Source organism: Variovorax paradoxus (assembly GCF_009498455.1).
GTDB classification, from domain to species: Bacteria; Pseudomonadota; Gammaproteobacteria; order Burkholderiales; family Burkholderiaceae_C; genus Variovorax; species Variovorax paradoxus_H.
The window spans coordinates 245,935-270,554 of the sequence record NZ_CP045644.1 but is presented as its reverse complement, the minus strand read 5'-3'; the positions used below and the strand labels follow the sequence as shown (position 1 = coordinate 270,554).

Annotated in this window: 20 protein-coding genes; 13 read left to right on the top strand and 7 right to left on the bottom strand. The window is 67.9% G+C overall.

All coding sequences use genetic code 11. The features are described 5' to 3' along the window. Positions 1-41: 41 nt before the first annotated feature. The 6 genes from dalD to xylB all read left to right on the top strand — a co-directional run bounded on the left by dalD (position 42) and on the right by xylB (position 6,459). The gene (gene dalD, locus GFK26_RS01200) at positions 42-1,421 is read left to right on the top strand and encodes a D-arabinitol 4-dehydrogenase (protein ID WP_153285816.1); all 1,380 of its coding nucleotides are present in this window, start codon (positions 42-44) and stop codon (positions 1,419-1,421) included. Further along, positions 1,418-2,206 (top strand): L-iditol 2-dehydrogenase, encoded by a 789-nt coding sequence (locus GFK26_RS01195; RefSeq protein WP_153280491.1) that lies wholly within the window; start codon positions 1,418-1,420, stop codon positions 2,204-2,206. The genes dalD and GFK26_RS01195 overlap by 4 nt, the downstream gene beginning before the upstream one ends. A gap of 113 nt (positions 2,207-2,319) precedes the next feature. After that, the gene (locus GFK26_RS01190; protein ID WP_153285815.1) at positions 2,320-2,991 is read left to right on the top strand and encodes a transaldolase family protein; all 672 of its coding nucleotides are present in this window, start codon (positions 2,320-2,322) and stop codon (positions 2,989-2,991) included. Positions 2,992-3,014: 23 nt separating this feature from the next. Beyond that, the gene (locus tag GFK26_RS01185) at positions 3,015-3,983 is read left to right on the top strand and encodes a carbohydrate kinase family protein (protein ID WP_153280490.1); all 969 of its coding nucleotides are present in this window, start codon (positions 3,015-3,017) and stop codon (positions 3,981-3,983) included. Positions 3,984-3,998: 15 nt separating this feature from the next. Then, positions 3,999-4,940, top strand: a complete 942-nt coding sequence (locus GFK26_RS01180; protein ID WP_153280489.1) for an AraC family transcriptional regulator — start codon at positions 3,999-4,001, stop codon at positions 4,938-4,940. Positions 4,941-4,992: 52 nt separating this feature from the next. Continuing rightward, the gene (gene xylB, locus GFK26_RS01175; protein ID WP_153280488.1) at positions 4,993-6,459 is read left to right on the top strand and encodes a xylulokinase; all 1,467 of its coding nucleotides are present in this window, start codon (positions 4,993-4,995) and stop codon (positions 6,457-6,459) included. 185 nt (positions 6,460-6,644) lie between these two features. Here xylB and groL read toward each other — a convergent pair whose 3' ends face one another. The 4 genes from groL to GFK26_RS01155 all read right to left on the bottom strand — a co-directional run bounded on the left by groL (position 6,645) and on the right by GFK26_RS01155 (position 12,945). Then, on the bottom strand, positions 6,645-8,300 hold the full coding sequence (gene groL, locus GFK26_RS01170; RefSeq protein ID WP_153280487.1) for a chaperonin GroEL: 1,656 nt from the start codon (positions 8,298-8,300) through the stop codon (positions 6,645-6,647). A 29-nt stretch (positions 8,301-8,329) separates the two neighbouring features. Then, on the bottom strand, positions 8,330-8,620 hold the full coding sequence (locus GFK26_RS01165) for a co-chaperone GroES (RefSeq protein ID WP_056572926.1): 291 nt from the start codon (positions 8,618-8,620) through the stop codon (positions 8,330-8,332). Positions 8,621-8,925: 305 nt separating this feature from the next. Then, positions 8,926-11,094: a TonB-dependent receptor gene (locus GFK26_RS01160; protein ID WP_228121864.1), complete on the bottom strand. Its 2,169-nt coding sequence runs from the start codon at positions 11,092-11,094 to the stop codon at positions 8,926-8,928. A 249-nt stretch (positions 11,095-11,343) separates the two neighbouring features. Further along, positions 11,344-12,945 carry a phospholipase D family protein gene (locus GFK26_RS01155; protein ID WP_153280486.1) on the bottom strand — a complete coding sequence of 534 codons (1,602 nt, stop codon included), beginning with the start codon at positions 12,943-12,945 and terminating at the stop codon, positions 11,344-11,346. Between the two features lie 172 nt (positions 12,946-13,117). Between GFK26_RS01155 and GFK26_RS01150 the strand changes: the two genes are divergently transcribed. The 4 genes from GFK26_RS01150 to GFK26_RS01135 are packed head-to-tail and all read left to right on the top strand — an operon-like array spanning position 13,118 to position 18,828. Further along, positions 13,118-15,220 carry a TonB-dependent siderophore receptor gene (locus GFK26_RS01150; protein WP_153280485.1) on the top strand — a complete coding sequence of 701 codons (2,103 nt, stop codon included), beginning with the start codon at positions 13,118-13,120 and terminating at the stop codon, positions 15,218-15,220. A 32-nt stretch (positions 15,221-15,252) separates the two neighbouring features. Next, a complete protein-coding gene (locus GFK26_RS01145; RefSeq protein ID WP_153280484.1) occupies positions 15,253-16,455 on the top strand; it encodes a PepSY-associated TM helix domain-containing protein in 1,203 nt (400 codons plus the stop codon). Then, complete coding sequence (locus tag GFK26_RS01140) at positions 16,452-16,664, top strand: hypothetical protein (RefSeq protein ID WP_153280483.1); 213 nt, start codon at positions 16,452-16,454, stop codon at positions 16,662-16,664. The genes GFK26_RS01145 and GFK26_RS01140 overlap by 4 nt, the downstream gene beginning before the upstream one ends. Positions 16,665-16,701: 37 nt before the next feature. Then, a complete protein-coding gene (locus tag GFK26_RS01135; protein ID WP_153280482.1) occupies positions 16,702-18,828 on the top strand; it encodes a TonB-dependent receptor in 2,127 nt (708 codons plus the stop codon). Positions 18,829-18,899: 71 nt separating this feature from the next. Here GFK26_RS01135 and metK read toward each other — a convergent pair whose 3' ends face one another. Then, complete coding sequence (metK, locus tag GFK26_RS01130) at positions 18,900-20,084, bottom strand: methionine adenosyltransferase (RefSeq protein ID WP_153280481.1); 1,185 nt, start codon at positions 20,082-20,084, stop codon at positions 18,900-18,902. Between the two features lie 233 nt (positions 20,085-20,317). Here metK and GFK26_RS01125 point away from each other — a divergent pair, with 233 nt between their 5' ends. Further along, positions 20,318-21,217 carry a lysophospholipid acyltransferase family protein gene (locus GFK26_RS01125; protein WP_153280480.1) on the top strand — a complete coding sequence of 300 codons (900 nt, stop codon included), beginning with the start codon at positions 20,318-20,320 and terminating at the stop codon, positions 21,215-21,217. Continuing rightward, a complete protein-coding gene (locus tag GFK26_RS01120) occupies positions 21,214-22,098 on the top strand; it encodes a lipid A biosynthesis acyltransferase (RefSeq protein WP_153280479.1) in 885 nt (294 codons plus the stop codon). Before GFK26_RS01125 ends, GFK26_RS01120 begins: the two co-directional genes overlap by 4 nt. On the opposite strand, the gene GFK26_RS01115 is transcribed toward GFK26_RS01120, so the two are convergent. Both GFK26_RS01115 and yihA read right to left on the bottom strand, forming a co-directional pair. Next, positions 22,092-23,006 (bottom strand): alpha/beta fold hydrolase, encoded by a 915-nt coding sequence (locus tag GFK26_RS01115; protein ID WP_153280478.1) that lies wholly within the window; start codon positions 23,004-23,006, stop codon positions 22,092-22,094. The two genes, GFK26_RS01120 and GFK26_RS01115, sit on opposite strands and share 7 nt — an antisense overlap. Before the next feature lie 90 nt (positions 23,007-23,096). Continuing rightward, on the bottom strand, positions 23,097-23,855 hold the full coding sequence (yihA, locus tag GFK26_RS01110) for a ribosome biogenesis GTP-binding protein YihA/YsxC (protein WP_153280477.1): 759 nt from the start codon (positions 23,853-23,855) through the stop codon (positions 23,097-23,099). 70 nt (positions 23,856-23,925) lie between these two features. Here yihA and GFK26_RS01105 point away from each other — a divergent pair, with 70 nt between their 5' ends. Further along, positions 23,926-24,597, top strand: a complete 672-nt coding sequence (locus tag GFK26_RS01105; RefSeq protein ID WP_153280476.1) for a c-type cytochrome — start codon at positions 23,926-23,928, stop codon at positions 24,595-24,597. Positions 24,598-24,620: the final 23 nt, after the last annotated feature.

Sequence of the window (24,620 nt, the reverse complement as noted above, 5' to 3'; positions counted from 1 at the left end):
CGGCCCTCGTGCCCACCCCACCGGCGCCTTCGGAATTCACGGTGCTTCACCTCGGCCTCGGCTCGTTCCATCGCGCGCACCAGGCCGTCTACCTGCAGCGGCTGATCGATGCGGGCGACACCCGCTGGTCGCTGTCGGGCGCCAACATCCGGCCCGACATGGCTGAAGTCGTCGCAGCGCTGCAGGCCCAGGGCGGGCGCTACACGCTCGAGACGGTGTCGCCAGCCGGCGAGTACCGTTACGAACAGATCGAAGCGATCCGCGAAGTGCTCTCCTACGAGCCGTCGCTGGCCGCAGTGATCGCGCGCGGCGCGGCGCCGTCCACGCGCATCGTCTCCTTCACCGTGACCGAGGCCGGCTACTACCTCGACACCAAGGGCAAGCTCGACCTGTCGTTCGCCGACCTCGCAACCGACATCGAACGCGCGCGGCGCGGCGAGGCCGGCGAGACGATCTACGGCGCGGTCTGCGCGATCCTGCGGGCGCGGCGCGCCGCGCAGGCGGGCCCCGTGACGCTGCTGAACTGCGACAACCTGCGCCACAACGGCGACCGTTTCCGCGCGGGCCTGCTCGAATTCATCGCGCGGGTCGGCGACGCGCCGCTGCAGGCCTGGGTCGATGCCAACACCCGCTGCCCGAACGCGATGGTCGACCGCATCACGCCGCGTCCTCCGCCGGAACTGCGCGCGCGCGTGCAAGCCGCCACGGGCCGCGACGAGGGCGCCGCGGTCACAGGCGAGAGCTTCATCCAGTGGGTGATCGAAGACGACTTCGTCGCCGGCCGGCCCGACTGGGGGCGCGTGGGTGTCGAGCTCGTCGACTCGGTGCAGCCGTATGAAGAGGCCAAGATCCGCATCCTCAACGCCACGCACAGCTGCATCGCCTGGGCGGGCACGCTGGCAGGGCTGGGGTTCATCCACGAAGGCACGCACGACGCCGCCATCCGCCGGATGGCTTTCGACTACGTGACCGATGACGTCATCCCGTGCCTGAGCCCGAGCCCGATCGACCTCGCGGCCTACCGCGACGTGGTGCTCGACCGCTTCGGCAACCCCGCGATCCGCGACACCAACCAGCGCGTGGCGGCCGATGGCTTCTCGAAGATCCCGGGCTTCATCGCGCCGACCGTGCGTGAGCGGCTGGCGGCCGGGCAGGGCATCGACAGCGTGGCGATGCTTCCTGCGCTGTTCCTCGCGTTCCTGCAGCGCTGGCACCGGGGCGAGCTGCCTTACGCCTACCAGGACCAGAGCATGGACGTCGCCGTGGCTCACGCGATCTGCGACGCGGCCGATCCGATGGCGGCACTGTGTGCCGATGCCGGGCTGTGGGGCAGCCTTGCGGGCGACGCCCGGCTGGTCGATGCGGTGCGCCGCGCCGGCGAGCGCGTCACGCGCTTCGTTGCGGAGAAGGCCGCGCCATGAGCGGCCGGCTGCAGGACCGCCATGTGCTGCTGACCGGTGCCGGCGGCGGCATCGGCCTGGCCGTGGCCGAGGCCTGCATCGCCGAGGGCGCGCGCTGCAGCGTGATCGACCGCGCGACCGCCGCGCCCGAGGCAGTGCGGGCTCTGCAGCAACGCCACCTCGACAGCCTCGCGTACATCGCGGCCGACGTCACCGACACGCAGGCCATCACGCACATGCTGGCCGAAGCCCAGGTCGCTTTCGGCCCGATCCACACGCTGTTCAACAACGCCGCCGTGTTCGACCTCGCGCCGCTGCTCGACAGCGACGAGGCCTCGTTCGACCGGCTCTTCGCCGTCAACGTGAAGGGCATGTTCTTCGTGATGCAGGCCGTGCTGCGCCACATGGTCGAGGCCGGCACGCAGGGCGCGTCGGTCATCAACATGGCCTCGCAGGCCGGACGCCGCGGCGAGGCGCTGGTGTCGCACTACTGCGCGACCAAGGCGGCCGTCATCAGCTACACGCAGAGCGCCGCGCTGGCCATGGCGCCGCACGGCATCCGCGTCAACGGCATCGCCCCCGGTGTGGTCGACACGCCGATGTGGGACCATGTCGACAGCCTGTTCGCCAAAGCCGAAGGGCTCGCGCCGGGCGAGAAGAAGCGGCGTGTCGGCCTCGACGTGCCGCTCGGGCGCATGGGCGTGCCGGGCGACATTGCAGGGGCGGCGGTGTTTCTCGCCAGCGACGAGGCGCGCTACATCACGGCGCAGACCCTCAATGTCGACGGCGGCAATGTCATGAGCTGAAGAGGGAGCCGGCATGCCCGTCAGAGCACAAAAGTACCGAGACCGCACTTGTTCGTGCGGTGAAGCGCCTCCGGCCCGATGAGAAGATGGCTACCCTCAGCAGCGAGCGACCCGTGAACGACGATTTCCATCTCTACCTCGACAGCGCCGACCTGGCCGACCTGCAGGCCTGCCTGCCGCACCCGGTGGTGCACGGCGTGACGACCAACCCGACGCTGCTGCAGCGTGCCGGCGTGGGCCGCGCGGCGGTGCCGGGGCTGCTCAAGCGCTGCATCGAACTGGGCGCGCGCCAGGTGCAGGCGCAGGTGTATTCGAGCGAGGTCGACGGCATGCTCGAAGACGCGCAGGCGCTGCTGCCGCAGTTCGACCGCGGCCAGCTCGTCATCAAGATTCCCGCCACGCGCCAGGGCCTGGATGCCGGCGCGCAGCTCATCGCGCAGGGCGTGCCCGTCACCTGGACCGCCGTGTACGCGCCCGAGCAGGCGCACTTTGCCGCGCAGCTGGGCGCGGCCTATGCGGCGCCCTACCTCGGCCGGCTCGAAGACGCCGGCATCGACGGGCTCGGGCTCATCGCGCAGATGCAGTCGCTGGTCGCACGGCGTCCCGCGTCGGGCACGCGGCTGCTGGTGGCGAGCATCCGGTCGCGCGCGGCGTACCTGTCGCTGCTGGCGTTGGACGTGGGCGCCATCACCATCCCGCCGCGCCTCTTTGCCGAGCTGCTCGACCATCCCGCCACCCTGGCGGCCGAAGCGGGTTTCCTGGCCGACGCCCGCGCCTTGCCCTGACAGAAGCACAAAATCCACACACCATGCGCATAGCACTCACGGGCGAGGCCCTGATCGATTTCACCGCCAGCGAAGCGGGCACCCTCGCGTTCCTGGGCCATGAGGGCGGCTCGCCGCTCAACACCGCCGTGGCCTGCGCGCGGCTCGGGCAGCCGACCGGCTTTCTCACGCAGCTCTCGACCGACCTGTTCGGCGAACGGCTCATGGCCTTTCTCGAACGCAACGGCGTCGATACCCGCCTCATCCTGCGCAGCGACGCGCCGTCGACGCTGGCCTTTGTCGAGCGCACGCCGCAGACCAACCGCTACGCCTTCTACACACGCGACAGTGCCGACGCGACCTGGGCGCCCGAGCCGCTGCCGCAGTTGCCGGCGGAATGCCGCTTCCTGCACTTCGGCTCGATCTCGCTGCTGCAGGAGCCGGCGTCGTCGCGCATCACCGACCTCGTGGCGGCCCATGCCGGGCGCTGCGTGATCGTGTTCGATCCCAACGTGCGGCCCAGCCTGATCCCGAACATGGCGTCCTACCGCGCTCGTGTCACCGAGTGGTTCGCCATGGCCGACCTCGTCAAGCTCAGCGACGAAGACGCGCAGTTGCTCGCCCCCGGGCGGCCCATCGATGCGCTTGCGGCCGAGTGCCTCACGGCCGGCGCGCGCGCCGTCGTCGTCACGCGCGGCGGCGCCGGTGCCACGCTGTGGCGCACCGGCAGCGCCCCGCTCACCGTGGCCGCGCCGCGCGTCGAGGTGGTCGACACCATCGGCGCGGGCGACACCTTCACCGCCGGGCTGTCGGTGGCGCTGCTGGCCCATGGCGTCGAGCATCCCGCGCAACTCGCCGAACTCGGCGACGACGCCTGGCGCGCCGTGATGCGTTTCGCCGCCACCGCTGCAGCCCTGAACTGCACCCGCGAGGGCGCCGATCCACCGACGCTGGAAGCCGTTCACACGGCGCTTTCTCAGGAAGACAATGAGGCCGTCGCTTCCCGGCCCTGATCGATCCGTGCTGCCATGACAACGACCACCCGCAAACGCGCGATCCCTCGCCAACGCCAACCCGAGCTGGAGCGCGACTTCGCGCGCTCCCCGTCGCTGGGCTACGAGGCCCCGGAAGAAACCGGCCTGGTGCGCTGCCTCGCGCACGGCTTCCCGAGCCCGCTGGTGCGATGGCATTTCCATGAAGACTACGAGCTGCACCTGATCACCGAGACCTCGGGCAAGGCCTTCATCGGCGACTGGATCGGGCCGTTCCAGCCTGGCCACCTCGTGCTGTGCGGGCCACGCCTGCCGCACAACTGGATCTCGCTCGACGTGCCCGAAGAAGGCGCCGCCGGTCGCGACCGCGTGATCCAGTTCCGCCACGAGCCCATCGAGCGCGCGGCCGCCGAGATTCCCGAGCTGCGCGACGTGATGCCGCTGCTCGATCGCGCGCGCCACGGCATCGAGTTCTTCGGCATGTCGGCGCAGGCGCTCGCGCACTGGGACGCCATCAAGGCGGCGCGCGGCGTGCGGCGCCTGGGCCTGTTCTGCGAATTCATGGCCGATCTGGCGCAGTGCACCGACTACCGGCTGCTGTCGAGCGTGCAGATGCAGGGCGTGCAGGGCAGCGACGGCGATGCGCAGGTCGACCAGATCAACGACATCGTGAACCGCATCACCAACAACATGACCGACTCGATCTCGATGTCGGACGTGGCCGCCGAGCTGGGCATGAGCGAGAGCCGCTTCAGCCGCTTCTTCCGCCGCTCGACCGGCAACAGCTTCACCGACTTCGTGAACCGCGTGCGCATCAACAGCGCCTGCCACCTGCTGATGCAGACCGACTACTACGTGACCGACATCTGCTACCAGGTGGGCTTCAACAACGTGGCGAACTTCAACCGGCGCTTTCTCGAAATCAAGGGCATGACGCCGAGCGAATTCAGGCGCCAGGCCGACACGCGCTTCGGCTGACTTCTTTCAAGGCCAACGCGCCTTCCCCGAAGGCGCCATCAGGGAGACCATCTTGTATCTGGGACTCGACCTCGGCACGTCCGAGCTCAAGGCGTTGCTGCTCGCAAACGATCACCGCATCGTCGGCGTGGCACGCGCGCCGCTCACGGTCGACCGGCCGCAACCGCTGTGGTCGGAACAGGCGCCCGCCCAATGGTGGCAGGCGCTCGACGCGGTCATGGCCGAACTGCGCGAAGCGCACGGTGACGCATTGGCGCAGGTGCGGGCCATCGGCCTGTCGGGCCAGATGCATGGCGCCACGCTGCTCGACGCCGCAGGCGAGGTGCTGCGCCCGGCCATCCTCTGGAACGACGGCCGCAGCGGCGCGCAGTGCGAGGCGCTCACGCGCGCCGTGCCGCGCCTGGGCGAAATCGCAGGCAACCTCGCGATGCCCGGCTTCACCGCGCCCAAGCTGCTGTGGGTGCGCGAGCACGGGCCCGAGGTCTTCGCCCGCGTCGCGCGCGTGCTGCTGCCCAAGGACTGGCTGCGCTTCATGCTCAGCGGCGAGGCGGTCAGCGAGATGTCCGATGCAGCCGGCACGCTGTGGCTCGACGTGGGCGCGCGCGACTGGTCCGACGAACTGCTCGCCGCCACGGGGCTCACGCGCGATCACATGCCGCGGCTGGTCGAAGGCAGCGAAGTCTCCGCGCTGCTCAAGCCTGAACTGGCGGCGCGCTGGGGATTGCGCGACGGCGTGAAGATCGCCGGCGGCGCAGGCGACAACGCCGCCAGCGCGGTCGGCATGGGGCTCGTCGAGCCGGGGCAGGGCTTTGTCTCGCTCGGCACCTCGGGCGTGGTGTTCGTCTCGACCGACCGCTTCCTGCCGAACCCCGCGCAGGCGATGCACGCCTTCTGCCATGCGCTGCCCAAGCGCTGGCACCAGATGTCGGTGATGCTCTCGGCCGCGAGCGCGGTGAGTTGGGCGACCAAGACCTTCAAGTTCGCGGACGAGGCGGCGTTGCTCGAAGCGGCGGCGTCGGTTGCGCTGGAAGACCGGTCACGCTGCCCGCTGTTCCTGCCGTACCTGTCGGGTGAACGTTCGCCGCACAACAACCCGAATGCGCAGGGCGTGCTCTTCGGCCTCACGCATGCACACGGCCCCGCAGAGATCGCCTACGCAGTGGTCGAAGGCGTGAGCTTCGGCCTGCGCGATGGCTTCGACACGCTGCGCCTGCCGGCCGACATGCCGCTGCGCGAAGTCGCGCTCGTGGGTGGCGGTGCGCGCAGTGTCTGGTGGGGGCAGTTGCTGGCCGACATCTTCCAGGTGGAGCTCACGCTCTACGCGGGCAGCGAGACCGGCGGTGCGCTCGGTGCGGCGCGGTTGGCGTGGCTGGCCGATGGGGGTGCGGTGGCCGAGGTGTGCACCTTGCCGCCGGTGAAGCAGACGCTGACGCCTTCGTCCGAAGGGGGCAGTGGGCATAAGACGCGGCATGCGCGTTTTCAGGTGCTGTACATGGCGCTGCGCGACCAGTTCCGATAGACCCGATTCAATACCGATCGCCCATAGAAAAAGCCCCGCCGAAGCGGGGCTTTTTCATTTCGCGAAACACCGCGGAACCGGCTTTGCCGGGCCGCAGGTGTTGCCCCCGGTAGGGGGTTGGCGTAGCGGACACGAAGTGCCGCGCAGCCTGGGGGCGAGCCAAATCCCCCTGGGGGCGAGCGAAATTACATACCCATGCCGCCCATGCCGCCCATGCCGCCCATGTCGGGCATGCCGCCGCCGCCAGCGCCGGACTCGTCCTTGGGTGCGTCAGCAACCATGGCTTCGGTCGTCAGCAGCAGCGAGGACACCGAAGCGGCATTCTGCAGTGCGGTGCGGGTGACCTTCGTCGGGTCCAGGATGCCCAGCTCGAGCATGTCGCCGTACGTGTCGTTCGCAGCGTTGAAGCCGTAGTTGCCCTTGCCGGCCAACACAGCGTTCACCACCACCGAGGCTTCGCCGCCGGCGTTGTTCACGATTTCGCGCAGGGGGGCTTCGATGGCCTTGAGCACCAGCTTGATGCCGGCTTCCTGGTCGGCGTTGTCGCCCTTGACCGAGTCGCCCACAGCTTGCTTGGCACGCAGCAGAGCCACGCCGCCGCCAGCCACAACGCCTTCTTCCACTGCAGCGCGGGTGGCGTGCAGGGCGTCTTCGACGCGAGCCTTCTTTTCCTTCATTTCGACTTCGGTGGCAGCGCCAACCTTGATCACTGCCACGCCGCCGGCCAGCTTGGCCACGCGCTCTTGCAGCTTTTCACGGTCGTAGTCGCTGGTCGCTTCTTCGATCTGAACGCGCACTTGCTTCACGCGGGCTTCGATGTCACCGGCAGCGCCGGCGCCGTCGATGATGATCGTGTTTTCCTTGCCCACTTCGATGCGCTTGGCTTGACCCAGGTCGGCCAGCGTCACCTTTTCGAGCGTCAGGCCCACTTCTTCAGCGATGACCTTGCCGCCCGTCAGGATGGCGATGTCTTCCAGCATGGCCTTGCGGCGGTCGCCGAAGCCAGGAGCCTTGACGGCCACAACCTTCAGAATGCCGCGGATCGTGTTCACGACCAGGGTAGCCAGGGCTTCGCCTTCGACTTCTTCGGCAATGATCAGTAGCGGACGGCCAGCCTTGGCGACTTGCTCCAGCACCGGCAGCAGGTCACGGATGTTGCTGATCTTCTTGTCGAACAGCAGCACGAAGGGGTTGTCCAACAGCGCCGATTGCTTCTCGGGGTTGTTGATGAAATAGGGCGACAGGTAGCCGCGGTCGAACTGCATGCCTTCGACGACGTCGAGTTCGCTGTCCAGCGACTTGCCGTCTTCCACGGTGATCACGCCTTCCTTGCCGACCTTGTCCATCGCGTCAGCGATGAGCTTGCCGATGGTTTCGTCGCTGTTGGCCGAGATGGAGCCGACTTGCGCGATTTCCTTCGACGTGGTGGTGGGCTTGGAAGCCTTCTTCAGCTCGGCGACCAGGGCCGTGACAGCCTTGTCGATGCCGCGCTTCAGGTCCATCGGGTTCATGCCGGCAGCCACCAGCTTGAAACCTTCGCGAACGATGGCTTGGGCCAGCACGGTCGCGGTGGTGGTGCCGTCACCGGCGTTGTCCGAAGTCTTGGAAGCCACTTCCTTCACGAGCTGGGCGCCCATGTTCTGCAGCTTGTCCTTGAGTTCGATTTCCTTGGCCACGGACACACCGTCCTTGGTCACGGTGGGGGCGCCGAACGAACGCTCGAGCACCACGTTGCGGCCCTTGGGGCCCAGGGTCACCTTGACTGCGTTGGCCAGGATGTTGACACCCTCGACCATGCGTGCGCGGGCTTCGCCGCCGAAGACTACGTCTTTTGCTGCCATGTTTATTTACTCCGAATGGATCTGTTGAATTACTTCTCGACGACTGCGAACAGGTCGTCTTCCTTCATGACGAGCAGTTCGTCGCCGTCGACCTTGACGGTCTGGCCGCTGTACTTGCCGAACAGGACGCGGTCGCCGACCTTGACGGTCAGTGCGGCCAGCTCGCCCTTGTCGTTGCGCTTGCCCGGGCCCACGGCCAGGACTTCACCCTGATCGGGCTTTTCGGCGGCTGCGTCGGGGATGACGATGCCGGAGGCGGTCTTGGTTTCGCTGTCAACACGCTTGACGATCACGCGATCGGCCAAAGGACGAAGTTTCATTGCATCTCCTGGAAGGGTAAGAAACGGGTTTGTTTGTGGTCGGACACCGGAGAAACCGGCGACCTGTCGACTGGATGGGAGGGCTGTTAGCACTCGTCAGCAGCGAGTGCTAATCATAAGGGCATTCGATGACCTTTCAAGAGCGTGCCCCTTGCCCTCGTCTCGCACGGCTGTGCTTTTCCGGGGAAACACGGGGCTGCCGGGGTGCCATCGGTCGAAACGTTCGGGGTGCTTTTGTCCGGGTGAAATGAGGCCGCTCAGACCATGCAGCGGCCGCGTGCCGAACACGCAGCCGCCCCGCACGCTCAGAACTTCGCGCGCAGCGTCAGCTGCACCTCGCGTCCCGGTCCCGGCAGGATCAGGTTGTCCACGCTGCCGTGGGCCGAGACGTGGTACTTGCGGTTCGCGATGTTCTTCAGGTTCAGCGCGATCTCGTAGCGCTCGGTCTTGTAGTTGGCCGCGAGGTCGGCGGTCAGGTACGAGGGCAGCGTGACGAGGTTGCTCAGCGACGCATAGCGCGCGCTGACGTAGTTCAGGCCGCCGCCGGCGCTGAAGCCGTGGCCGAGGTCCTTCATGGCCCACACGAAGGCCGAGTGGCGTGGCGTGAGCGCGGCGGTCTTGCCCTGCACCGGGATGGCGGCGCCCACGGGCAGCTGCAGCGAGCTCACGGTAGCGAGCGACTTGGTCATCTTCGCGTCGAGGTACGCATAGCCCGCGCTCACGTCCCAGCGGCCGGGCAGGCGGCCGTTGAGTGCGAGCTCCAGGCCGTTGGTGCGCTGCGTGCCGACGTTGATCTGGCGGCGCGGGTTGTTCGGGTCGGTGTTCTTGATGCCCGAGCGCTCCAGGTTGAACAGCGCGGTCGTGAGGTTCAGGCCGCCGTCGAGCAGGTCGAACTTGGCACCGATTTCCTTGTTGACGGTGATCTCGGGCGCGTTGTCGATGTTGCCGGTAGACAGCGCGAAGTTCTCGCCCGAAGGCTGGAACGAGCGGCTGTACGACACGTAGTACGACTGCACCGCATCAGGCTGCCACACCACGCCGGCGCGCGGGCTGAACTTGCGGTCGGTGCGTTCCAGCGGCGCGAGCTTGCGCTCGAAGCCGGTGTCCTGCTTGAACACGTCGTAGCGTCCGCCGATCAGCGCCTTCCAGTGCGGCGCCAGCGTGATCTGGTCCTGGAAGTAAACGGCCGCGGTCTTGAACTCGCTGTTGCTCGGGATCGCGCCGTCGGCCAGGTACGTGGCGAGCGGAATCGGCAGCGGGTCGGCGACCGGATTGAACAGGCTCACGCGCTGGGCGCCCGTCGCGGAAGACACACTGAACAGGCGCTTGCGCTGCACGCCGAACTCGGCGCCGACCAGCCACTCCTGCTTGAAGCCGCCGAGGTCGTTGCGCCAGGTCAGGTCGGTCTGGTTGAACCAGCCGCTCTCGTCGCGGTCGACGATGCCGCGCGTGCGGCCTACCGTGAGGCGCACCGGGTCGGTGGTGCCGCTGGGCAGCGTGTTGTTGCGGTCGAGGTGGTAGCTCGAATAACGCGTGGTGTTGCGCAGGCTCAGCGCGTCGCTGAAGCGGTGGTTCAGCGTGGCGGTGAAGGTCTGCACCTTGCTGGTCACGGTGTCGTCGCGCTTGCCGTGCGCGGAGCCGTAGTAGGCGCCGATGGGCACGTCGACCGGGCGGCCGTTGAGCGCCGGAATGCCGAAGTCGGTGAGGCGCTGGTCGCGCAGGTTGGTGTACTGCAGCAGCAGGTCGGTCTGCGGGCTGAACTTGATCGCCAGCGAGGGCGCGATGTTGTAGCGGTCGGTGAACTGCTGGTCGCGGTAGCTGTCCGACTTTTCGCCCGCCACGTTCAGACGGAACGCCATGTTCTCGCCGATGGGCGTGTTCAGGTCGATCGTGCTGCGCGTGTAGTGGTGGCTGCCCAGGCCCAGCGAGACCTCGCCGAAGCGGCGCTCGAACACGGGCTTCTTGGTCACGCGGTTGATCAGGCCGCCCGAGGAACCGCGGCCGTAGAGCACGGCGGCGGGGCCCTTGAGCACCTCGATGCGCTCGGTGTCCGAGAGGTCGCGGAAGTACAGCGCGTCGTCGCGCACGCCATCGACGAACCAGTCGGAGATGCCGCTGAAGCCGCGGATCACGACCTGGTCTCGCTGGCCGTCGCCGTGGTTGAAGCTCACGCCCGGCACGTTGCGCAGGGCGTCCTGCATCGACACGGCGCCCTGGTCGCGCAGCAACTGTTCGGGCAGCACGTTGACGGCCTGCGGCACGTCGCGCAGCGGCGCGCTGCCCTTGGTGGCGGTGCTCGCGGCAGCGGGGGCGTAGCCCTTGTCGTCCTCGGCGCTGACGGTCACTTCCTTCAGGGTCGAGGCGGTGGTCTGCGCCAGTGCGGTGCCGCTCAGCGACGCGAGGGCGGCGCCGGCCAGCAGGGAAAGGCGCCACAGGGGGCGCGACGTGGGGGCGGTACGGAAAGTCGGCTTCATGTTGTCCAGTTTTTTTGAAGGGCGTTGTGCGCACGGCGGCCGCGCACGCGCACGCACGGCCCTCGTCAGGGGACGAAGGGCGGTGTCGTGCCTTGCCTTGAAAAAAATCTGGGTGAGGCGGGGCCGCTCAGGCGGAAGCTCCGCCGACGGCACCGTGGTGACGGCCGCTGTGCGCGGCGGGCTGGATTCTAGAGAAGCAGATGCGACAAGTTCCCATGTGTCGCGGCGATGCGACGCATGGCGGGCGGCTCAGAGCTGGTCGGTCGGCACGAACCACGAGAACAGCAGCAGCTGGAACCGCGTGAGCATGCTGGAGTCGGGCTCGCTGTCGAGCACCTCGTTGTCCACGTCGCCGGTGCCGATCCATTGCACGTTCTCGCCGTCGGGCTTGAGCACGACGCGGTACACGCCTTCCATGTCGTCCAGCTGGTAGGCGAAGAGCAGCGCCTGCGTGAGCTCGAAGCTGCGCACGCGCACGCCGAACTCGGTGTTCAGCAGGGCCGAGCGCGGGTCGAGGTTCATCGAGCCGAGCAGCACCCACTGGCGATCGACCAGCGCCAGCTTGGCATGCAGGCGCCCGCGCGCCTTCTTGAGCAGGCTGCGGAACTGGCCGCTGCGCTTGAGTTGCTGCGTGCTCACCTCGTACAGGTTCACGCCCAGCTTGAGCATGTCGACGCGGTAGCGGTTGTAGTTGATGTTCACCAGCGGCTCGTCGCTGTCGGCCAACGAGTTGGTGACCACGGTGATGCTCAGGCCCTGGTCGCGGCCCATGCGGATGCGCGCCATGCCCTCGTCGCCGGGAATGAAGTAGGGCGAGATCACCACCACGTTCGACTTCGCCGCGCCCAGCATTTCGTGGAAACGCTGCGCCAGCGATTCCTGCGGCTGGGCCATCGTGCCCAGGGCCTTGTTCGGGCTGTCGGCGGTGGCGGCGGCTTCGGCGCGGATCCAGCGCGTCTCGCTCATGTTCGCGAGCTGCGCGCCCAGCGGCAGGTCGCCCAGCAGGTCGGTGGCGGCCAGCGGATCGGGCAGCGGCGCGAAGGCGGGCGAGGTCGCGGCGTCGAAGGCGGCTTTCAGTTCGTCGGGCGTGAGCGTCGTGCCGGCCATGCGCTGCAGCGGATAGACCACGTCGCTGTTCCAGTAGGTGTCGAAGATCCCGGCCGACTGCGGCACCACCGGGCCGGCCAGCAGCAGCTCGAAGTCGATGAAGTTGGCGCTCTCGCTGCGCAGGAAGTACTCGTCCGCGAGGTTGCGCCCGCCCGCGATGGCCATGGCGCCGTCGGCGATGAACAGCTTGTTGTGCATGCGGTGGTTGAGCCGCCGGAAATCGCCGAAGAACTCCAGCCAGCGCATCGACGCGCTGTCGCGCGCGTTCACGAAGGGATTGAACAGCCGCACCTGCGCGTTGGGCTCGGCGGCCAGTCCGAGCAGCAGGCGGTCCATGCCGGCCGTGTAGAAGTCGTCGAGCAGCAGGCGCACGCGCACGCCGCGTCGGGCCGCGTCGCGCAGTTCGCGCAGCAGCAGCCGGCCGGTCTTGTCGTTGCCGAGCTGGTAGGTCTGCACGTCGAGCGACGACTGGGCGCTGCGGATGAGCTCCAGCCGTGCGTCGAGCGCGAACGAGGCTTCGATGAGCGGCCGCATGCTCGAGAGGCCGTCGGGCGGCGAATCGAGGCTGGCGGCGGCGCGGCCGAGCAGGGTGGCGGACGAGGCGGGAATCGCCACCTCCGGCGGCGCGTCGCGTGCGCCAGGCAGGCGTGGCGGCAGGCCGGCGCAGCCGGTGAGCACCAGCACGGCCAGCACCAGCGCCGGGCCGCGCAGCGCGGGAAACAACGAGGCGAGGAGCTTGAGCATGGGGCCTGTCAGCGCACGCACCGGCGTGCGGGCGGCATCGTAGCCCGGCTGGCGCGGCCGATCGCGGCACTTTTGCAACACCTCGCGCCCGGCTGCTGGAAAACCCGTGGACCGCGACTTTCTTGACAATAGAATGCGAATTGTTATCAATAGTGTTCAGCGAGCGGTAAAAATGGCAAGAATCTTGGCGCGGCGCAAGGCCGCTTCGGTGCTGGTGGGCTGTCTGGCGATCTACGCGCAGCAGCACGTGCTGGCGCAAACGCAAACGAGCGGCGCGGGGTCGCTTCCTGAAGTGCGCGTCGATGCGAATGCCGAGGCCGAAACCGCCACCACGCCCGTGATCGGCTACCGCGCGAAGAACGCCGTCACTGCCACCAAGACCGACACGCCGCTGTCGGAAACGCCGCAGTCCGTCACCGTGATCACGCGCGACCAGATGGTCGACCAGGGCGCGACCAACCTGCAGGAAGCGCTCAACTACGCGGCGGGCGTGCGCTCCGACGCCTACGGTGTCGATTCGCGGACCGATTCGATCCGCGTGCGCGGCGCCTACCCCGACATCTACCTGGACGGCCTGCGCCAGGCCTACGGCTACTACACGAGCACCACGCGCACCGAGCCCTACACGCTGGAGCGCCTCGAAGTGCTGCGCGGCCCCTCGGGCATGCTGTTCGGCGCGGGCACCGCGGCGGGCGTGGTCAACATGGTCAGCAAGCGACCGCTGCAGGAGGCCCAGCGCGAGGTGGGCGTGCAGTTCGGCAGCTTCGGCCGCAAGCAGGTGCAGGCCGACCTCACCGGTCCGCTGAACGCCGACGGTTCGCTGTCGTACCGGTTGATCGCGCTGCAGCGCAAGTCCGATTCGCAGGTGGACTACGTGCCCGACGACCGCAGCGTGATCGCGCCGTCGCTCACCTGGCGACCCAACGCGGCGACCTCGCTGACGCTGCAAGGCCTGTGGCAAAAAGACAAGAGCGGCAGCAGCTCGCAGTTCCTGCCATGGGAAGGCACCTTGCTGCCGGCCCCGTTCGGCCGCGTGCCGGCCAGCCGCTTCATCGGCGAGCCCGGCGACTACTACAACAGCGAGCGCCAGACCTTCGGCTGGCAGTTCGAGCACAAGTTCAACGACAGCTGGACCGTGCGCCAGAACTTCCGCTACGCGAAGAACGAAAACGACAACCGCTACCACTACGGCGGCGCATTCAGCGGCTTCGACAGCTGGTCGACCGACCCGATCTTCAAGCGCGTGCTGGCCCGCTACTACGACAGCCAGCTCACGCGCAACCGCACGCAGACGCTCGACAACCACGTCGAAGGCCACTTCCAGACCGGCGCGCTCAAGCACACGTTGTTGATCGGTGCGGACTACGCGCGCCAGCGCGAGAACGTCTGGGGCGGCACCACGGCCGACACCATCGACATCTATGCACCGGTGTACGGCCACCTCGACGAGCCCGAGCGCGTGGCGCGTCCGCGCACGCGACAGCGCCAGACCGGCCTGTACCTGCAGGACCAGATCAAGCTCGACAACTGGATCTTCGTGGCCGGCCTGCGCCATGACCGCGCCGTGTCCAGTGCCGTCGGCAGCGACGAACAAAAGAGCAGCGCCACCACCAAGCGCCTGGGCGTGATGTACGCCCATCCCTCGGGCTGGTCGCCGTACCTGAGCTACAGCGAGTCGTTCACGCCGCAATCGCCGCGCGACGGCCGCATCTTCTCGCCGCTGCGTGGCGAGCAGTGGGAAGCGGGCGTGAAGTACGAGCCCAAGGACCGCGCCCTGGCCTTCAGCGCCGCCGTGTACGACCTGCGCGAGAAGAACCAGATCGTCGAAGAGCAGCCGAAGGTGTTCTCGCAGCGCGGCCTGACCAAGACCAAGGGCGTCGAACTGGAAGCCAAGGGCTCGGTGGGCGCCAACCTCGACCTCGTCGCGCACTACAACTACACCGATGCCGACGCGCAGATCGAAGGCCTGCCCAAGCACCAGGCCAGCTTCTGGGCCAAGTACAAGTTCTCGGTGGCCGGCATGAGCGGCTTCTCGGCGGGCGCCGGCGTGCGCGTGATGAGCTCGTTCCGAGACACCCAGTTCGGCACCGGCCCGCGCATTCCGGGCGTGGCGCTGGCCGACCTGGTGTTTGCTTACGATACGGCCAACTGGCGCTATGCGCTCAACATCAACAACGTGACGGACAAGGTGTATTTCAGCACCTGCCTCTCGCGCGGTGACTGCTGGTACGGTGCGCGACGCAACATCGTGGCAAGCGCCACCTACCGCTTCTAGCCTTTTTCCACCCAACGACGCACGACGACGACATGGACAGCCGAAAGATCAAGACCTGGGCCTGGGTCCACAAGTGGAGCAGCCTCGTCTGCACGGTGTTCATGCTGCTGCTGTGCATCACCGGCCTGCCGCTGATCTTCCACCACGAGATCGGCCACCTGCTGGGCACCGAGGTCGAGGCGCCGAAGATGCCGGCGAACACGCCGCGCGTGAGCCTGGACCGCGTGCTCGAAGTGGCGCGCGCGCAGCACCCCGATCGCGTGGTGCAGTTCGTCTCGCATCCCGAAGACGACGACGGCCTGTGGTTCGTCACGCTCACGCCGACGCCCGCGCCCACCGACGACTTCAAGTCGGTCGCGGTCGATGCGCGCACCGGCGTCATCCTTGCGCAGCCGAAGTTCGACGAGGGCTTCATGTACGTGATGTTCAAGCTGCACGTCGACCTGTTCGCGGGCCTGCCGGGCAAGCTGTTCCTGGGCTTCATGGGCTTCCTGCTATTGGTCGCGATCGTCTCGGGCGTGGTGCTGTATTCGCCGTTCATGCGCAAGCTCGACTTCGGCACGGTGCGCCGCGAGAAGCGGCCCCGCCTGAAGTGGCTCGACCTGCACAACCTGCTGGGCGTCGTCACCCTGGTGTGGCTCTTTGTGGTGGGCGCCACCGGCATGATCAACACCTGGGCCGACCTGGTGATCAAGTACTGGCAGTACGACCAGCTCACCACGCTGCTGGCTCCCTACAAGAACGAGCCCGTGGTCGCCGTGGGCGAGCGCGGCTCGGTGCAGCGCTCGTACGACGCGGCGATGCAGCACGCGCCGGGCAACCGGCTGTCGTTCATCGCCTTCCCGGGCACCGCGTTCTCCAGCCCGCACCACACGACCTTCTTCCTGCGCGGCAAGGAGCCCTTCACCTCGAAGCTGCTGCAGCCGGTGCTGGTCGATGCGAAGACCACCGAGATCACGGCGGCGCCGAAGCTGCCCTGGTACCTCACGGCGCTGCTGGTGTCGCAGCCGCTGCATTTCGGTGACTACGGCGGCATGCCGATGCAGATCCTGTGGGCGCTGCTCGACATCGCGACCATCATCGTGCTGGGCAGCGGGCTGTACCTGTGGCTCAAGCGCGGCAACACCGTGCCGGCCCGCGCGGCCACCACGGCGGCGCCGGCCACGGAGCGCGCACCGCCTTCGGCCTCGGGCCCGCAGCCCGACCCGGCACCGGCCATGAAGGTGCAGGCATGACGACGCACCACAAGGCACCGCACCAGTCCTTCTGGCGCATGTGGGGCTGGCCGATCGTGCTGGGCGTGCTGACCACCATCGGCCTCATCACCGCGCTGTTCAGCGACGGCGGCGTGGGCGACATGGTGGCCTGGGTCGGCCTGGGTATTCCGGTGCTCGTGTGCGCCTGGTACGGCTGGCGCCGGTCGCCGCGCACGGGTTCGCGCTAGGCCAAAGGGGCAGGGCACCGACGCAGAATCGGTGCCGATGAATGCCGCACTCTCTTACCCGCTTCGCCTGCTGATCCTGGGCGCTCCGCTGGCCGTGCACGGCCAGCAACCCGCAGCGGTGCCGGCCGGCACGCTGCGCGATGTCACCGTCTCCACGCCGCGCGGCACGCTGTCTCCGTTTCTCGTGCCCGGCTCGGTCGATCGCGTCGACGGCGACGAGATGCGCGACAGCCGCATGCAGGTCAACCTGTCCGAAAGCCTCGGCGCCGTGCCCGGCCTGCAGGTGCAGAACCGCATGAACTACGCGCAGGACCTGCAGCTGTCGGTGCGCGGCTTCGGCGCGCGCTCGACCTTCGGCGTTCGCGGCGTGCGCCTGTACGTCGACGGCATTCCGGCCACCTTGCCCGACGGGCAGGGGCAGACCTCGAACATCGACATCGGCTCGGTCGACCGCGTCGAGGTGCTGCGTGGGCCGTTCTCGGCGCTTTACGGCAATTCGTCGGGCGGCGTGGTGCAGGCCTTCACGGCCTCGGGGGAGGGCGCGCCGCGCTTGTCCTTTTCGCTGGCGGGCGGCAGCTTCGGCAGCTGGCGCCAGTCGCTGCAGCTCAGCGGTTCGCAGGGCGCGGTCGACTACCTGCTCGGTGCGAGCCACTTTCGCACCGACGGCTGGCGCGAGCAGAGCGCCGCGCGGCGCAACATCGCGAACGGCAAGCTGGGCGTCGCGCTCGACAACGGCGACAAGCTCACGCTCGTGTTCAACAGCGTGCGCATCGAGGCGCAAGACCCGCTGGGCCTGACGGCCGAGCAGGCTGCGCAGGCGCCGCGCAAGGCACCGCTCGCGCTGCAGTACGACACGCGCAAGACGGTCGAGCAGACGCAGGTCGGCCTGCGCTACGAGCGGCGGCTCAATGCCGAGCAGGCGCTGCAGTTCATGGTCTATGGCGGCGAGCGCAAGACCGTGCAGTTCCAGTCGATTCCGCCGTCGGCACAGCAAAGCCCGCTGCATGCGGGCGGCGTGATCGACCTCACGCGCCAGTACGGCGGCGTCGACCTGCGTTGGACCGCCGCGCTGCAACTGGCCGACCGGCCCTTCGACCTCGTGGCGGGCCTGGGCTACGACAGCCTGCGCGAGCGCCGCCTCGGCCATCAGAACTACCAGGGCTCCGCCGCGATGCCCGTGCTGGGCGTGCAAGGGCGGCTGCGTCGCAACGAGCGCAACGAGGTCTGGAATCTCGATCCCTATGCGCAGGCGGCCTGGCGTTTTGCCGAGCGCTGGACGCTCGAGGCCGGCGTGCGCCGCAGCCGCGTGCACTTCGATTCGCACGACCTGTACATCGGCGGAGCCAACCGCGACGACAGCGGCAGTGCGAGCTACAGCAAGACCTTGCCCGTGGCCTCGCTGCGCTACCAGGCTACGCCCGATCTCGCGCTGTACAGCTCGGTCGGCCGGGGCTTCGAGACGCCGACGCTCAACGAGCTGTCGTACCGCCCGGGTGGCGCGAGCGGGCTCAACTTCGGGCTGCGGCCTTCGGTGAACGACAGCCTCGAGGTGGGCGCGAAGGCGCGGCTGGCGGGCGGCCTGCTGACAGCGGCGCTGTTCCACACGCGCACGCGCGACGAGATCGTCACCGCCACCAACAGCGGCGGCCGCGCCACCTTCCAGAACGCGGGGCGCACGCGGCGCAATGGCTTCGAGCTGGGGTGGCAGCACGAGACGGCCAACCATTGGCGCACGCAGGTGGCCTACACGTGGCTCGACGCGACGTACCGTGATGCGTTCTGTTCGCCGTCGCCCTGCGCGGGCAGCAACGCGGTGAACGCAGGCAACCGCATCCCGGGCATCGCGCGGCAGTCGCTGTTCGCCTCGCTCGGCTGGGTGCCGCCGGAGGGCTGGCGCGCGGGTGTCGAGATGCGCGCGCTGAGCCGCATCCAGGCCAACGACCTGAACACCGCAAGCGCGCATGGCTACGCCGTGGCGGCGCTGTATGCCGGTTACCTGAAGAAGTGGGAACGCTGGGATTTCAACGCCTTCGCGCGCGTCGATAACCTGTTCGACCGCCGCTACCTGGGCTCGGTCATCGTCAACGAAGGCAATGCGCGCTTCTACGAGCCCGCGCTGGGCCGCAACTGGACAGTGGGCCTGAGCGGCGCGTACCGCTTCTGAACGCGCCCTGAAAAGAAAAGGCCCGCCGCCCCGAGGGGACGGCGGGCCTTGAGGCCGAGTTTGCAGCGTGCTTACTTGAGGCCGGCCGCAGCGCGCAGTGCAGCGGCTTGCGTCGTGGCTTCCCAGGTGAACTCGGGCTCTTCGCGGCCGAAGTGGCCGTAGGCGGCGGTCTTCTGGTAGATCGGGCGCAGCAGATCGAGCATCTGGATGATGCCCTTCGGGCGCAGGTCGAAGTGCTCGCGCACGAGTTCGGCGATCTTCTCGTCCGAGATCACGCCGGTGCCTTCGGTGTAGACCGTGATGTTCATCGGCTGGGCCACGCCGATCGCGTAGGCCACCTGGATCTGGCACTGGCGGGCCAGGCCGGCGGCCACGATGTTCTTGGCCACGTAGCGCGCGGCGTAGGCGGCCGAGCGGTCGACCTTCGACGGGTCCTTGCCGGAGAACGCGCCGCCGCCGTGCGGGCAGGCGCCGCCGTAGGTGTCGACGATGATCTTGCGGCCCGTGAGGCCGCAATCGCCCTGCGGACCGCCGATGACGAAGCGGCCGGTCGGGTTGATCAGGTAGCGCGTGTTCTGCAGCCATTCCTTGGGCAGCACGGGCTTGATGATCTCTTCGATGATGGCTTCGTTGAACGAGGCCTTCATCTTGGTCGGCGTTTCGCTCTGGTCGGGGCTGTGCTGCGTGGAGAGCACCACGGTGTCGATGCTGTGCGGCTTGCCGTCCACGTAGCGCATCGTGACCTGGCTCTTGGCATCAGGACGCAGGAAGGGCAGGCGGCCGTCCTTGCGCAGCTGGGCCTGGCGCTCCACGAGGCGGTGCGCGTAGTAGATCGGCGCGGGCATCAGCTCGGGCGTCTCGTCGCAGGCGTAGCCGAACATCAGGCCCTGGTCGCCGGCGCCGGTGTTCAGGTGGTCGTCGGACGCATGGTCCACGCCCTGGGCGATGTCGTTGGACTGCTTGTCGTAGCAGACCATCACGGCGCAACCCTTGTAGTCGATGCCGTACTCGGTGTTGTCGTAGCCGATGCGCTTGATGGTGTCGCGCGCGACCTGGATGTAGTCGACGTGCGCGTTGGTCGTGATCTCGCCGGCGAGCACCACGAGGCCGGTGTTGGTCAGCGTTTCGGCGGCGACGCGGCTGCGGGGGTCTTGCTCGAAGATCGCATCGAGGATCGCGTCCGAGATCTGGTCCGCGACCTTGTCGGGGTGGCCTTCGGAGACCGATTCGGAGGTAAAGAGAAAGTCGTTCGCCACTGTGGTCACTCCTTGAAGTTGCAATTGGCGCGTTGCCAACTCTGCGGAGCCCTGGCGAACGCTTTAGCAGATGTCGAAGAATCGACGGGACACAATCGCATGCGCGCTTGTGGGTGTCGCCCTGCAAGTTGTTCCGTAACTCGGCGACAATTTGCATTCTATTCGAGCCGCGCAATACCATGCGCGCGCGTCCGCCTTTTGACGCTTCCTGACTCTCTCCCCCTCCCCGTTCAATGATCACCCTGTTCCGCCTGCTTGCCCGCGTGCCGATGCCGTTGATGCATCGGTTCGGCGCCTTGCTGGGATGGCTGGTCTGGTGGTGCGCGCCGGACTACCGCCGCCGCTTCAAGGCCAACGCCGAGAGCGCCGGCTTCTCGCCCGCGCAGTACCGTCCCGCCATCGCCGCCGCCGGCCACATGGCCTCCGAACTGCCCTGGCTGTGGCTGCGCCCGCACGGCGAGAGCGTGCTGACGCGCGTGGTGCGCTGGGAAGGCGTCGAGGCCTTCGAGGCCGCGATGCGCGCCAAGAAGGGTGTGATCCTCGTGGCGCCGCACCTGGGCAGCTGGGAGATGTGCGGCCAGGCCATCGGCGAGCGCTTCCTCGCAGACTTCGGCCCGATCACCGCGCTGTTCCGTCCGGCGCGCAAAAAATGGATGGCCGACCTGATCGCCGCGGGTTCGCGCGACCGGCCCGGCCTGCAGACCCTGCCGACCAACAACACCGGCGTGCGCGGCCTGATCCGCACGCTGCGCAGCGGTGGCTACACCGGCATCCTGCCCGACCAGGTGCCGCCGCTGGGGCAGGGCGTGTGGGCGCCTTTTCTCGGCCGTCCCGCGTACACCATGACCCTGCTTCCCCGTTTGGCCCAACAGACCGGCGCCGCCTGCTTCCTCAGCGTGTGCGAGCGGTTGCCGCGCGGCGCGGGCTATGTGATCCGCTTCGAGCCGATCGTCGGCACCGCGCTCACCGACCCCAAGGCCTCGATCGAAGACGCCGCTGCCGCCATGAACGACGGCATCGGCCGCCTGATCCACAGCCTGCCCGGCCAGTACGTCTGGGACTACGCGCGCTACAAGGAGCCGCGCGGCGAACCGGCCGTGGTGGCCAACGCTGCCGGAGGGGCTGCGCCATGAGTCTCAGCTCCCGACTCGGTATCGGCTTCATGCGGGTGCTGGCACCGATGCCTCTGCCGCTGGTGCGCGGCTTCAGCAAGGTGCTCGGCCGATTGCTGCACACCATCGCCGTGCCGCGGCGGCGTGTGGTCGACCGGAACCTGGCCCTGTGCTTCCCCGAAAAATCGGAGGCCGAGCGCCGGGCCATCGCGCGCGAGACCTTCGTCTTCGTCGCGCAGTCGTGGCTGGACCGCAGCTGGCTCTGGCATGCGCCTGAACAGGTGGTGAAAAGCCGGCTGAAGATCGTCGGTTCTGCCTCGGAGATCCGCGAGATCGCCGAGGGCGACGCGCCGATGATCCTGTTCGCGCCGCACTTCTACGGACTCGATGCCGCGGCCACCGCGCTCACCATGCACACGGCGCGCCCGTCGGCCACGATCTACACGACCCAGCGCGATCCGATGGTCGATGCGTGGATTCGCGAAGGCCGCACGCGCTTCGGCGACGTGGCGGCGCTCAACCGGGTCGACGGCATCAAGCCCATCCTCTCGGGGCTGCGCAAGGGCGGCCTGTTGTACCTGCTGCCCGACATGGACTTCGGGCGCGACCAGACCATCTTCGTGCCCTTCTACGGCGTGCAGGCGGCCACCGTGCCGTCACTCTCGCGCTTCGCGCGGCTGGGCAAGGCCAAGGTGGTGCCGGTGGTGGCGAAGCTCACGCCCGGCGGCTACGAGATCCAGGTGCTGTCGGCGTGGCAGAACTTCCCCACCGACGACGTCGAGGCCGACACGGCGCTCATGAACGAGCGCCTGCAGGGCTACATCGACACGATGCCGTCCCAGTACTACTGGGTGCATCGGCGCTTCAAGACCCGCCCTGAGGGCGAGCCACCCATTTACTGATTGCGGGCCAGGAAGCCCTCGATCTCGCGCGCGACCAGCTGCGGCTGCTCGTGCACGATCCAGTGGGTGGCGTTCGGCACCTTCTTGACCTCGAGCTTCGGCACGTACGCTTCCAGCCCTTCGAGCAGGCCCGGCAGCAGCGCCGCGTCGTCGAGCGCCCAGAACACGAAGGTCGGCATGGTCACCGTGAGGCGTTCGCGCGGCAGCACCGGAATGCTGTCGACGGTCTGGCCTGGCAGCGGCGGCTTCATCGGCGTCACGCGGTACAGGTTGCAAGCGCCCGTGAGGCCCGCGCTCCAGACCTCACGGTACTGCTGCCTCACTTCTTCGGTGAGCCAGCCGAAACCATCGGGGCCGGCCTTCATCAGCAGGAAGAAGGGCCACATGCGCTTGAAATCGTCGGCCGCGAGCAGGGCTTCGGCATCGGGGCGCGCCAGGAAGTGCATGTACGCGCTGGCCTGCTGCTGCGCCGGGTTGTTGCGCAGCTCGCGCGTGAACGTGCCCGGGTGCGGCGAATTGATGATGACGAGCTTGCCGACCTGCTGGGGGAAGGCGTTGGCGTAGCCCCAGGCGAAGGCGCCGCCCCAGTCGTGGGCGACCAGCACGGCCATCGTGCCGTCGGCGCTCTCGGTGGCGACGAGCTGCTGGATGTCCTGGATCAGCAGGTGGGCCTTGTAGTCGGCCACTTCCGTGGGCGCGCTGGACTTCTCGAAGCCGCGCAGGTTGGGCGCCACGCAGCGGTAGCCGCCGTGGGCCGGGTCCGAGAAGTAGGCGAGCAGCTCGTCCCAGATGAACGCGGCCTCGGGAAAGCCGTGCAGGAACACCATCAGCGGCTGGCCCGGCTTGCCGGCGGCGCGGCAGCTCAGGGTGGTGCCGTTGGGCAGGCTGCGTTGGAAGGTCTCGATCATGCTTCGTGTCTCCTTGGGTTGACTGTCGCTATTGTTTTGATAGTGAACTTCGCAGGCGAGGCGCTCGATGCAGCCGGTTCCTCTAGTGCATCAGGCGTCGTCTTCTGCCGGTGGCGGCTCGGGTGCCACCGGTGTCGCCGGTGCCGCGGCAGCGTCGTCGGGATGCACCCAGCGCCACAGCAGCTCGGCCGCCTCGCCGACTCCTTGCTTCTTCAGGGCCGAGAACAGTTTGACCTCGCCGCCGCCGGCGTTCAGTCGCGTAATCGACAGCACCTTGGCGGCTTCGCTGCGCGTGAGCTTGTCGGACTTGGTCAGCAGGATCAGGAACTTGAGGCCTTGCTGCACGCGCGGACGGATCACGTCGAGCAGGATCTCGTCGAGCTCGGTCAGACCGTGGCGCGGATCGCACATCAGGACAACCCCGCGCAGGCTTTCGCGCGTCATGAGGTAGTTGCCCATCACGCGCTGCCAGCGCAGCTTGGCTTCCTTCGGCACGGCCGCGTAGCCGTAGCCGGGCAGGTCGGCCAGCACGGCGTCGTCGACCTTCTGCTTGCCGATGCCGAACAGGTTGATGTGCTGCGTGCGGCCGGGCGTCTTCGAGGCAAAAGCCAGGCGGGTCTGCTGCGTCAGCGTGTTGATGGCGGTCGATTTGCCGGCGTTGGAACGGCCGACAAAAGCGATCTCGGGCAGGTCGACCGGAGGCAGGTGTTCCAGCTGCGGAGCGCTGGTCAGGAAGTGGGCGGTGTGCAGCCAACCCAGGGCCACGCGCTCGCGTTCAGCGACCTGCGGGTCCACGGCAGGGGCCGCGCGGGGAGGATAAGCGGCGGACTTGGCGCGCGGGGAGGTCATCAATGGGCTTTCGGAACGGGGCGCCATTGTAGAATCGCGGGGTTTTGCGCCATAAATCTAAGCCCCCGATATGAAGTTGTTTGCCAATATTCTGCTTGCAGCCCTCATGGGCGTCACAGCCAGCGCGAGTTTTGCAGCCGATGAGCCTGCCGCTGCCCCCGCAGCGGCAGCCGCCAAGCCGGCCAAGCCCGATCCCGCCAAGGGCGACACGCTCTTCAACGCGACGCCGGCCAACAGCCAAAGCTGTGCTTCGTGCCACAACGCCGACGGCAACTCGGCCATCGCAGCCAACCCGAAGCTGGCGCAACAACACCCCGAATACATCCTCAAGCAGCTGCAGGACTTCAAGTCCGGCAAGCGCAAGAGCGCGATCATGAAGCCGCTGGCGTCGGCGCTGTCCGAAGAAGACATGCGCAACATCGCCTGGTTCGTCGGCTCCAAGAAGATCAAGCCGGGCTTCTCGAAAGAGAAGGACACGGTCGCCCTCGGCGAAAAAATCTACCGCGGCGGCATCGGCGATCGCCAGATCCCCGCCTGCGCCGGCTGCCACAGCCCGAACGGTGCCGGCCTCCCGGCCCAGTACCCGCGCCTGGGCGGCCAGCACGCCGACTACACCGTGACCCAGCTCGTGGCCTTCCGCGACAACGTCCGCCTGAACAGCTCGCCGATGAACGGCGTGGCCGCCAAGCTCAACGACCGCGAAATCAAGGCCGTCGCCGACTACATCGCCGGCCTGCGCTGATTTCCGCTGTCGCGCTGTCCAGC

Bases quoted from the DNA above. Each gene is read 5' to 3' on its own strand.
- GFK26_RS01195 (WP_153280491.1), top strand. From the start codon at position 1,418: ATGAGCGGCCGGCTGCAGGACCGCCATGTGCTGCTGACCGGTGCCGGC.
- GFK26_RS01185 (WP_153280490.1), top strand. From the start codon at position 3,015: ATGCGCATAGCACTCACGGGCGAGGCCCTGATCGATTTCACCGCCAGC.
- GFK26_RS01180 (WP_153280489.1), top strand. From the start codon at position 3,999: ATGACAACGACCACCCGCAAACGCGCGATCCCTCGCCAACGCCAACCC.
- groL (WP_153280487.1), bottom strand. From the start codon at position 8,300: ATGGCAGCAAAAGACGTAGTCTTCGGCGGCGAAGCCCGCGCACGCATG.
- GFK26_RS01165 (WP_056572926.1), bottom strand. From the start codon at position 8,620: ATGAAACTTCGTCCTTTGGCCGATCGCGTGATCGTCAAGCGTGTTGAC.
- GFK26_RS01160 (WP_228121864.1), bottom strand. From the start codon at position 11,094: ATGAAGCCGACTTTCCGTACCGCCCCCACGTCGCGCCCCCTGTGGCGC.
- GFK26_RS01155 (WP_153280486.1), bottom strand. From the start codon at position 12,945: ATGCTCAAGCTCCTCGCCTCGTTGTTTCCCGCGCTGCGCGGCCCGGCG.
- GFK26_RS01150 (WP_153280485.1), top strand. From the start codon at position 13,118: ATGGCAAGAATCTTGGCGCGGCGCAAGGCCGCTTCGGTGCTGGTGGGC.
- GFK26_RS01145 (WP_153280484.1), top strand. From the start codon at position 15,253: ATGGACAGCCGAAAGATCAAGACCTGGGCCTGGGTCCACAAGTGGAGC.
- GFK26_RS01140 (WP_153280483.1), top strand. From the start codon at position 16,452: ATGACGACGCACCACAAGGCACCGCACCAGTCCTTCTGGCGCATGTGG.
- GFK26_RS01135 (WP_153280482.1), top strand. From the start codon at position 16,702: ATGAATGCCGCACTCTCTTACCCGCTTCGCCTGCTGATCCTGGGCGCT.
- GFK26_RS01125 (WP_153280480.1), top strand. From the start codon at position 20,318: ATGATCACCCTGTTCCGCCTGCTTGCCCGCGTGCCGATGCCGTTGATG.
- GFK26_RS01120 (WP_153280479.1), top strand. From the start codon at position 21,214: ATGAGTCTCAGCTCCCGACTCGGTATCGGCTTCATGCGGGTGCTGGCA.
- GFK26_RS01115 (WP_153280478.1), bottom strand. From the start codon at position 23,006: ATGATCGAGACCTTCCAACGCAGCCTGCCCAACGGCACCACCCTGAGC.
- yihA (WP_153280477.1), bottom strand. From the start codon at position 23,855: ATGACCTCCCCGCGCGCCAAGTCCGCCGCTTATCCTCCCCGCGCGGCC.
- GFK26_RS01105 (WP_153280476.1), top strand. From the start codon at position 23,926: ATGAAGTTGTTTGCCAATATTCTGCTTGCAGCCCTCATGGGCGTCACA.